General features: G+C 44.4%; 1 protein-coding gene. It reads right to left on the minus strand.

The annotated features are described in order from the left end of the window. Positions 1-544: 544 nt before the first annotated feature. Positions 545-1,935, minus strand: a 1,391-nt coding sequence (locus HGH91_RS30905; RefSeq protein ID WP_168743099.1) for a hypothetical protein, incomplete at its 5' end; no start/stop codon positions are given.

The following is a 1,935-nucleotide window of genomic DNA, read 5'->3' on the forward strand; positions in this document are numbered from 1 at the left end:
ATCTCCGGTTCTATATTGACCCGGCTGTCAGGATGGATGCCATAATCTGTTACGTTTATCTCAACAGTATCCTGCTGGCCAAAACACGAGCTGTTAAGGACCAGTAGTAAAAAAGATATCAATGTAATTCTCATCTTGTTAATAATTAATCATTACTTAAATTAGTTCTTGCTGATTTCATAAGCGGCATATCTGACGTGCTTTTCGTGAAAATATTTCTGCACCTTGTTTTTAACCTTTTTTCGATTGTTCATAAAGCCTTCCACATTGGCGCGCATTTCTGCCTTATTGATTGGGCATTTTTACCAATAATACAGGTTTAAGTACATATTGCAATCATGCTTTGCCGGCACAGTCAACAAGATCAGAGGCTATCCCAAAAGTAATCTGAAGGCACTGAGCATATCGTAAATGAAAATTCTCTCCATCAGGTACCCGGATAAAATTGGGTAAAAATTACTTTTGAGACAGCCTCATTAAGTTCGAAACTATCCGGGGAATTAGCAGGAAGAATAATTTATCCTGATAAGTTTAGTATGCCGGACTAATCCTCCGCCGGAGATACTTTCAACGGGCTACTTCCGAACTGCCCCAAATCCGTCTCCTTCATACGTTTAATCCACACATTCCTTCCCGGAAATGCTGCGTCACAAATATTATCGCCAATAGTTACATGCCGGCATCCATCGAGGTACACATTCACCTTACGGGAAAATGGCGGATACGTATTCGTATATATTATCTTGTTAGATGAAAACACCAGTGTATCTACGGAACGGGCGTACAGCAACGCATAATCGTAATGCTTGAAGGTATTACCGGTGATACGGATGTTGTGATGATATGCCGGAGAGACTGAATCTTTCGGAGTGATAGATGGTGTAATGGTAATAACTCCTTCTCCCCACTCGGAGGTATAACAGTTCTCAAAGACATTGTTTTCAATAGCTACATCCCTCACTGCACCTGATTCATAATACACGGTCCGGTCGCCTTCAATGAGGATGGCTGAGCCCGCAGTATTGAAGTAGTTATTGGATATACGTACTTTGCCTGGACTGGTTACGAGTATCCCCCTTGCGCGGTGGCGCTTCATCACCTGGCAATTGGTGATCTCCACATCCGGGTTCTTGTCTATATTTTCCAGCAGATCTCCACGCTTGAGTATATTGGTGATATTCTCGGTGAACGTAAGACGGTATCCTTTCGACACATCCTCCTGCTTTGCCACGGATAAAATCTGCCTGCGCTGCATGGTAGCCGTATCCACACGCCAGGCTTTATCGCCCTTCTCAAAGCCTATGTACCTATCATTCGGCGCCAGCAGCACTTCATGATCGCTCAATACTTTGACTACCGGGGCATACATACCATGTATATTGATAAAATCATCGCCGGCGCCGGTTACCTTGCAACTGTCGATCACAATGCGGCCTTTACAACCATTAAAATGCGTGGCGTCGGCTACGGTACTGAATACACGATTTTTCTTTTCATTGGCTATGATATTCACCTGCTTCAGGGTGATGTCTTCACATTCGGAAGCGCCGACCCCAACACTCAGGGCATGGTAAATGTTGATTTGCTCCAGCCACAGCCGGCTGCTCCGCATCAGCTGTATACCATCAGTGATGTAATAGTCGTGGTAAAGGGCAATCAGCGTTCCCCGCTCCGGCTTCCTTTCAAGCGGGAAATGCAGCCGTACCAACCCATTCTCACGCAATTCAGCCGTGGCGTTCCAAATTTCCCCCAAAGGATTATCGGTGGTCTCGTATACGAGGTCTTTATTACCTGCATTGAAGATATTATTGTAATTGGTGCCAATCTTACTTCTCCATTCCTCTCCTGTAAAGTAAAGTGTATCGTTCTTTATCTCGTACGGATATTCGTTTTTGTCTATCTTCAGATCCAGAAAGGTGTCGCTGTATCCCACAA

This window comes from Chitinophaga eiseniae, assembly GCF_012641265.1.
GTDB lineage: Bacteria > Bacteroidota > Bacteroidia > Chitinophagales > Chitinophagaceae > Chitinophaga > Chitinophaga eiseniae_A.